This window comes from Aeromonas bestiarum (genome assembly GCF_000819745.1).
GTDB lineage: Bacteria > Pseudomonadota > Gammaproteobacteria > Enterobacterales > Aeromonadaceae > Aeromonas > Aeromonas bestiarum.
Map to the genome: position 1 here is coordinate 34,260 of NZ_CDDA01000035.1, position 8,001 is coordinate 42,260.

General features: G+C 60.5%; 5 protein-coding genes. 3 read left to right on the forward strand and 2 right to left on the reverse strand.

Annotated elements, in window-relative coordinates:
* Positions 1–30 precede the first annotated feature (30 nt).
* Entirely contained in the window at positions 31–2,220 is a 2,190-nt protein-coding gene (gene malQ, locus BN1118_RS18330; protein ID WP_043557417.1) for a 4-alpha-glucanotransferase, read from the reverse strand.
* Between the two features lie 346 nt (positions 2,221–2,566).
* On the opposite strand from malQ, the gene gap reads away from it, so the two are divergent.
* Positions 2,567–3,562 carry a type I glyceraldehyde-3-phosphate dehydrogenase gene (gene gap, locus BN1118_RS18335; RefSeq protein ID WP_043138590.1) on the forward strand — a complete coding sequence of 332 codons (996 nt, stop codon included), beginning with the start codon at positions 2,567–2,569 and terminating at the stop codon, positions 3,560–3,562.
* A 115-nt stretch (positions 3,563–3,677) separates the two neighbouring features.
* Positions 3,678–4,544: a D-hexose-6-phosphate mutarotase gene (locus BN1118_RS18340; protein ID WP_043557419.1), complete on the forward strand. Its 867-nt coding sequence runs from the start codon at positions 3,678–3,680 to the stop codon at positions 4,542–4,544.
* Between the two features lie 69 nt (positions 4,545–4,613).
* Here the strand turns inward: BN1118_RS18340 and nadA are convergent, their stop codons facing one another.
* The gene (gene nadA / locus BN1118_RS18345) at positions 4,614–5,687 is read right to left on the reverse strand and encodes a quinolinate synthase NadA (RefSeq protein WP_043138584.1); all 1,074 of its coding nucleotides are present in this window, start codon (positions 5,685–5,687) and stop codon (positions 4,614–4,616) included.
* A 141-nt stretch (positions 5,688–5,828) separates the two neighbouring features.
* Here nadA and BN1118_RS18350 point away from each other — a divergent pair, with 141 nt between their 5' ends.
* Entirely contained in the window at positions 5,829–7,934 is a 2,106-nt protein-coding gene (locus tag BN1118_RS18350; RefSeq protein ID WP_043557420.1) for a methyl-accepting chemotaxis protein, read from the forward strand.
* Positions 7,935–8,001 lie beyond the last annotated feature (67 nt).

An 8,001-nucleotide genomic window follows, 5' to 3' on the forward strand; every position in this document is an offset into this window, starting at 1 on the left:
GTAAGTGAGTCACGTTTTGTCGGCAGTGGCTCAACGACTGGCCTCATCACGGGCCTGGCTCATCTTGCCTGCCAGCGCCTTGAGCGCTTCATTGGCAAAAATATCCTCCAGATCGGTGGACAGCTTGCGACGCCAGTTCGGGTATTCATAACTGGTGCCCGGCACGTTGACCGGCTTGTCCATCTCCAGCCAGTCTTCCAGCTGGGTGCTGAACAGAGCACAACTGCCGCGGGACATATGCAGTTGCAGCCCATGGTTGAGCTCGGTATTCATGCCGACCCAGTTCACGTCATGGCTGACGCTGTCAGAGATAACCCCATGAGCGTGCAGGCTGTCGAGGATCCGCTGTTTTGCCTGGTGGCGATCAGCATACAGGGTCTTGAGCACGTCTTCATCCGGATACAATCCCAGCTCGCGGCCCAGCGCCAGATCGTCACAGTGCCAGAAGCCCTTGAGGGTCGGCATGTCGTGGGTGGTCAGGGCCGACATCGCCTGCTCGGTGTAGTGAGCCGGAGAGATGAAGCCGCCGTCGGCCTTGGAGCGCTCGAAGAAGAACACCTTGTAGGAATGGACGCCGTTCTCTTTCAGGGTCACGTCTATCCCTTCCGGCACAGTTCCCAGATCTTCACCGATCAGCAGGCACTGATTGCGGTGGGATTCGAGCGCCAGGATCCCCAGCAGATCGTTGACCGGATAATAGATGTAGGCCCCCTTGGCGGCAGACTCTCCGGGCGGCACCCACCACAGGCGCAGCAAGGCCATCACGTGGTCGATGCGCAGCGCGCCGCAGGAGCGCATGTTGGCGCGGAACAGATCCACCATGGGCTGGTAGGCAGCTTCAAACAGCTGGTTCGGGTTCATGGGGGGCAGACCCCAGTTCTGGCCGAGCGGGCCCAGAATATCGGGCGGCGCACCGACCGAGGCTTTCGGGCAGTAGAGATCCCGGTTGGCCCAGATCTCGGTGGAGCCTTCGGAGACGCCGACCGCCAGATCCCGGTAGATCCCCATCACCATGCCGGCGGCCTTGGCGCGGGCATCGGCTTGCGCCAGCTGCTCATCGGCCAGGAACTGCAGGTAGAGATAGAAGTTCACGTCCTGCTGGTGCGCGGCGACCCAGGTGGCCACCTCGGGGTTGTGGTAATCGCGGTACGCATCGGGCCATACCGGCCAGCCCCAGGCGTTTTCGCCCTTGCCATAGAAATGGGCCTGCAGGGCATCGAATGCCGCCTGCTGTTGCAGACTGTCGCCACCGGCCGCCACGAAGGCATCGAAGCCGGCCTGGCGCTCGGCACTGAAACTGGCCTGGTCGAACACCTGGCGCAGCATGCCGATCTTGGTCTCGATGACGCCGGTGTAATCCACGTTGCTCTTGGCACGCAGCTCGTTCAGGTGCTGCTGGAAGGCCGGATTGGCGACCTCAGCCTTGAGCCGAGCGTTGGCCAGAAACTCGGGCACGACCTCCACGTTGATATAGGCCACATTGAGCCAGCGACGGGAAGAGGGGCTGTAAGGGCTGGCACTCTCGGGGTTGGCAGGATAGAGGGCATGAATGGGGTTGAGGCCGACGAAGTGAGCCCCCCAGGCGGCCGCTTTCTCAACCAGCTGTCCAAGATCGCTGAAATCCCCCATGCCCCAGTTGTGGCGGCTGCGCAGGCAGTAGAGCTGCACGCTCGGGCCCCACACCTTGCGGCCTTCGGCAATCGGCTCCTGCTTGTAACAGGATTTGGGCGCGACTATGAGACGCATGCTGGCGAGCGGCTCGTCGTTGCCCTCCTCCAGCAGGGTCAGCTGGTGATAACCCAGTTCAGGCTGCGCAGCCAGCGCCACGCGATAGGCCTGGCACTCCATCTCTTCGAACTCGGCGACGCCGACCAGCTCACCCTCGATGGGGGTGAGCTGGCCGGACAACACAGACCCCTGTTCCAGCACGAGCTGCCAGGTGAGGGCGTCATTGACGAAATCGATGGGCAGACGGACTTCGAGGGTGATGGGCTCACCGCTGCGGACCACCATCACGGGATCCAGCGCACGCAACCAGTGCTGGCGATGCTCCTGCTCCAGCTGCTGCATCAGGGCGACCTCGTCATCGACGTGGTAACCCATGGCGCCCAGCATGGCGGCCTTGCTCTCTTCGGATACCTGGGCCGGGTGGCCCCAGGCATCAACATACTCGCTGGCGATGCCTTTGGCGGCAGCCAGCTGTTCAATCAGGGTGGTCATAGTTTGAGAATTCCCGCTGTGGATTCTATCTATACTATTTTGATTAATTTTTTATGGGTGGTACTTGAACAGTGGCTTTTCGGCCATGCTAAACCGCGCACATTTTTACACATCTGTCTGGCTGGTTGTGTGACAGAACAGGCACTATTGTTGATCTCCGTGACGCGAACCAGCCGATGACATTTTCGACAAAAGTTGGTAGTCAGTTACATAAACCGAAAATAAATTTCACAGTTTTTCATGATATAGCGCAATTTCAGACAGATTGTTGGTTGACTCACGGGGGAGTTCTAGTAAATTTACAAACGGAATTTTCTTTGACTACTGAACAGTTAGGTAACCAAATATGACTATCAAAGTAGGTATTAACGGTTTTGGCCGCATCGGCCGTTTCGTCTTCCGTCTGGCCGCTGAGCGTGCTGACATCGAAGTGGTTGGCATCAACGACCTGATCGACGTTGACTACATGGCTTACATGCTGAAGTACGACTCCACTCACGGCCGCTTCAAGGGCACCGTTGAAGTCAAAGACGGCAACTTAGTTGTCAACGGCAAAACCGTACGTGTTACCGCTGAGCGTGACCCGGCCAACCTGAAATGGGATGCCATCGGTGTTGACGTTGTTGCCGAAGCCACCGGTCTGTTCCTGGACGACGCGACTGCTCGCAAGCACATCGCTGCCGGCGCCAAGAAAGTTGTTCTGACTGGCCCGTCCAAAGACGCTACCCCTATGTTCGTCATGGGTGTTAACGACGCTACCTATGCTGGCCAGGACATCGTTTCCAACGCTTCCTGCACCACCAACTGCCTGGCCCCGATCGCCAAGGTTCTGAACGATACCTTCGGTATCGAATCCGGCCTGATGACCACAGTCCACGCTACCACAGCTACCCAGAAGACCGTTGATGGTCCGTCTGCCAAAGACTGGCGCGGTGGCCGCGGTGCGGCTCAGAACATCATCCCGTCCTCTACCGGTGCTGCCAAGGCTGTTGGCGTTGTTATCCCGGAACTGAACGGCAAACTGACCGGTATGGCTTTCCGCGTACCGACTCCGGACGTATCCGTTGTTGACCTGACCGTCAACCTGAAGAAAGCCGCTACCTACGCTGAAATCTGTGCAGCCATGAAAGCAGCCTCCGAAGGCTCCATGAAGGGCGTGCTGGGCTACACCGAAGATCAAGTGGTTTCCACTGACTTCCTGGGCGAGCGTCAGACTTCCGTGTTCGATGCCAAAGCCGGTATCGCACTGAACGACAAGTTCGTTAAAGTTGTATCCTGGTACGACAACGAAATGGGCTACTCCAGCAAAGTTCTGGACCTGATCGCTCACATCTCCAAGTAATTTGGGATGCGCAATCAAGTAGCTTGAAAAAGGCGGCCATTGGCCGCCTTTTTGTATTCTGGATCGTGGATTTTCCGATCCTCTCTTCTGAATGTGCGCGAGCACAGGAGTCCTCATGCAACCGACACGCTCTCTGACTGCCCACTGTACCCTCAGCCACAATGCGGCTGGCCAGCCCCTGCTCTCCATCGACAATGGCGATGCCAAGGCGGAGATCAGCCTGTTTGGCGCCCACGTGCTGCGCTACCAGCGCCACGGCGAACCCGCCTCGATCTGGCTCAGCGACAAGGCCGTGCTGGATGGCAGCAAGCCCATCCGCGGCGGCATTCCCGTCTGCTGGCCCTGGTTCGGCCCGGCCCCCGCCCGTGTCGGCAGCGGCAAACCGTCCCACGGCTTCGCCCGCACCAGCCTCTGGACTCTGGACGGCGTCTCCGATCACGGCGATGGCACGCTCGTCCATCTGTCTCTGCGTGACAACGAGGCGACCCGCACCCTCTGGCCTCACCCCTTCGAGCTGGAACTGGACGTCCTGGTCGGCAAGGAGCTCTCGCTGGTACTGACCACCCGCAACACGGGCAAGGCCCCCATCGCCTACAGCGCCGCCCTGCACACCTATCTGCAGATTAGCGCCCCGGAAGCCGTCAGCGTGACCGGGCTGGGCGAGCCTTATGCCGACAAGCTGACCGGCCAGAATGCGCAGCAGCAGGGCGTTCTGACGCTCACAGCGGCCATTGATCGGGTCTACCACCAACCCGAGGCCATGATCCGGGTTCAGGATGGCGATCGCACCACTCAGGTGGTCAGCGGCAACCACGACAGTATCGTGGTCTGGACCCCCTGGCTGGAAGGCGCCACCGCCATGGCCGACATGAGCGACGACGGCTACCGCACCATGCTCTGCGTCGAAGCAGCCATCACGGCCGAGGCTGGTATCGTCATAGCGCCGGATGAAGAGCACAGCCTCTCTACCGTGATCCTCTGATCTGCACGGCACCCATAACGAAAGAGGGCACCCAACGGGTGCCCTCTTCACATCTCATGCCCCAATGGATCAGGCATTGCCCTGAGTCTTGAGCCTGAGCTCGGCGGCAAAGTCCAGCATGCGATCCAGCGGGATCAGCGCCTTCACCCGCAGGGCTTCATCCACCAGGATCTCGTGACGCTCGGCGCCATCGGTCAACGCCTCCTTGATCGCCACCAGACCGTTCATCGCCATCCAGGGACAGTGAGCGCAGCTGCGACAGGTGGCGCCATCGCCACCGGTCGGTGCCTCGACCATCTCCTTGTCCGGACAAGCCTGCTGCATCTTGTAGAAGATGCCGCGATCGGTCGCCACTATCAGCTTCTGCTGGGGCAGCTCTTTGGCCGCCTTGATCAGCTGACTGGTGGAGCCCACCGCATCGGCCAGTTCGATGACGGAAGCCGGGGATTCCGGATGCACCAGCACGGCCGCATCCGGATTCTGCTCCTTGAGTTCGCGCAGGGCACGGGCCTTGAACTCGTCATGGACGATGCAGTGGCCCTGCCAGCGCAACATCTGGGCCCCCGTCTTCTTCTCGATATAGGCGCCCAGGTGCCTGTCCGGGCCCCAGATGATCTTGTGACCCTGGCTGTCGAGGTGCTCGACTATCTCAAGCGCGATGCTGGAGGTCACCACCCAGTCGGCCCGCGCCTTCACCGCCGCCGATGTATTGGCGTAGACCACCACTATGTGGTCGGGGTGGGCATCGCAGAAGGCCGAGAATTTATCGATGGGGCAGCCCAGATCGAGGGAACACTCCGCCTCCAGGGTCGGCATCAGCACCCGTTTGTGAGGACTCAGGATCTTGGAGGTCTCCCCCATGAAGCGCACCCCGGCCACTATCAGGGTCTGGGCGGCATGATCCCGACCGAAACGGGCCATCTCGAGGGAGTCACCGACGAAACCACCGGTGGCCTCGGCCAGCGCCTGGATCTCGGGATCCGTGTAGTAGTGGGCAACCAGCACGGCCTGACGCGCTTCAAGCAGTGCCTTGATGTCTGCGATCAGGGTCGTTTTCTGCTCGGCGGTCAGCGGGGCCGGTTTGACCGGGAACGGGTAGTCCATCTCGACCACCGGAGGGATATTGCTCAGTGCATTGCTCATTGCGACTGTTCCATCAAGGCTCGGAAAGGCAAAAATTATAACCAGAAGCTGGCCACAAACCCATCAACAAATCGGGTGGTACGCAAGTGTCCGAATATACTCAAGTAATTCGTTGTCATTCTTGCCAAAAGGAGTTGTCGAATGAAACAACGCTCGCTCAAAACCAAGCTGCTGCTGCTCACCATGGGGCTCTTCCTGTTCAGCGGCATCGCCATGACGCTGATACAATCCTCCTCCCTGCAATCCCTGCGCAGCAACATCATGAGCCAGACCCGCCAGGCGCTGGAGCAGGAGGTCTCCCGCACCCTGCAGTTCCAGGCCGAGCGCTACGCGGTGCAGATAACCGCCTTGCTGCAGCAGTCCTATCAGGTGCCACTGGGAATAGCCGCCCAGCTTGAGGGCAGCATGGCCCAGCCGGATCGTATCCTCTCCCGCCCCCAGGTCGAGACCCTGCTGGGCAGTCGCTTGCAGCAGGCGAGCGGTATCAGCTCCATCTATGCCCAGTTTGAGCCCAATGGCTACGATGGCCAGGATGCCGCCTGGCCGTCCGGCGCATCCCACTCAGTCCCCAGCAAGGGCAGCCTGGAGATCTACTTCGTTCGCGATCAGGGCGGGAAAGTGTCGCAACAGCAAGTGGATGCCGCGGCCAGTGACGCCAAATACGATACCTCGGTCAACGAATTCGGCATTCGCAACAGCGAGTGGTACCTGTGTGGTCGCGATACCCGCCGCCCCTGCCTGATGGAACCCTACCTCTACGAAATCAGCCCGGGCAACAAGGTGTTGATGACCAGCCTGACGGTCCCCATCCTCAAGGAGGGCAAGTTCGTCGGGATCACGGGTGTCGATATGAATCTGCCCATCTTCCAGCAGCTGGCAGAAAGCCTGGGCAAAAGCCTGTATGACAATCAGGCCGACGTGACCCTGGTCAGCAAGCTGGGGCTCATCGTCGGCAGCAACCGTTACGCCGACAAGCTGGGCCGCCCGTTGACGGAGGCAGGGCTGACCGCGCCAACCGGACAAACGCGGGATACCGACACCGATTTCATCTTGCAGCAACCGGTGCGGATCGAGGCGGCCGATACCCAGTGGTGGCTGATGATCAAGGTACCCAAGGCGCTGGCACTGAGCCAGGCCAACACCATCAGCAACCAGCTGGGCGACCTGCTGCAAGCCGCCCAGCAGCAACAGCTGATTGCCGTCACCATCATCACCCTGCTGGCACTAGGGCTGCTCATCTGGTTTATCCAGACCATCACGGCCCCGCTCTCGCTCATCAGCCGCCACGTCGCCCACCTTTCCAGCAACGAGGGGGACCTGACCCAACAGATGCAGGTAGACACTCATCAGGAGCTGATCGAACTGGCCGGCCAGCTCAACGCCTTTCTTGGCAAGCTGCGCGGCATGGTGCAAGGCAGCAAGCAGATTGGACAGCAAGTGCGCCAGCAGGCACAGGGAATGAAGCAGACGGCCGATACCATGCGCACCAGCCTGGATGAACAGAGCATAGAGCTGGAGAGCGTGGTCAGCGCCATGCATCAGATGAGCACCACAGCGGTCAGTGTGGCGGGTTATGCGGAGCAGGCGGCCCAGGAGTCGGAGGCCGCCACCCATCACATCAACACGGCCCAGCAGACCCTGAGCCGCGCTCGCACCGAGATCCATACCCTGGTCGAGGACATGCACCAGGCCGACAAGGCGGTGGCCCAGGTGGCCCAGCGCAGCACCAATATCAGCCGCATCCTGGATGTGATCAGGGCCATCGCCGAGCAGACCAACCTGCTGGCGCTCAATGCAGCCATAGAGGCGGCGCGGGCGGGAGACATGGGACGAGGCTTTGCGGTGGTGGCAGACGAAGTACGGGCGCTCGCCACCAAGACCCGCGAGTCCACCGACGAGATAGGCCAGCTCATCGGCAGCCTGCAAACCGAGGTGAGCAGCAGCCAGCAATTGATGAGCACAGGCATCACCCGCTCGGCCAGTACGGTCGAGGGTACGGAGCAGGCCTTCGAGGCGCTCAACCGGGTGGTCGCCCAGATCCAGCAGATCCACGATCACATCAGCCAGGTCGCCACGGCGGCCGAGCAGCAGAGTGCCGTCAGCGATACCATCAACCAGAACCTGATGCGCATCGGTGATGCCGCCACCACCCTGGGACAGGAGGCCAGTGCCAGCCATCGCCTGAGCGAGGAGCTGGAGCAGGCCTCGGGCGCCCTGGCAACACAGCTGGATCGGTTGAGAACCTGATGAGAAACAGCCATAAAAAAAGCCCGCATCGTTGCGGGCTTTTCGATCTGGTGGTCGTTACTGGGAT

Bases quoted from the DNA above. Each gene is read 5' to 3' on its own strand.
- BN1118_RS18350 (WP_043557420.1), top strand. From the start codon at position 5,829: ATGAAACAACGCTCGCTCAAAACCAAGCTGCTGCTGCTCACCATGGGG.
- gap (WP_043138590.1), top strand. From the start codon at position 2,567: ATGACTATCAAAGTAGGTATTAACGGTTTTGGCCGCATCGGCCGTTTC.
- malQ (WP_043557417.1), bottom strand. From the start codon at position 2,220: ATGACCACCCTGATTGAACAGCTGGCTGCCGCCAAAGGCATCGCCAGC.
- nadA (WP_043138584.1), bottom strand. From the start codon at position 5,687: ATGAGCAATGCACTGAGCAATATCCCTCCGGTGGTCGAGATGGACTAC.
- BN1118_RS18340 (WP_043557419.1), top strand. From the start codon at position 3,678: ATGCAACCGACACGCTCTCTGACTGCCCACTGTACCCTCAGCCACAAT.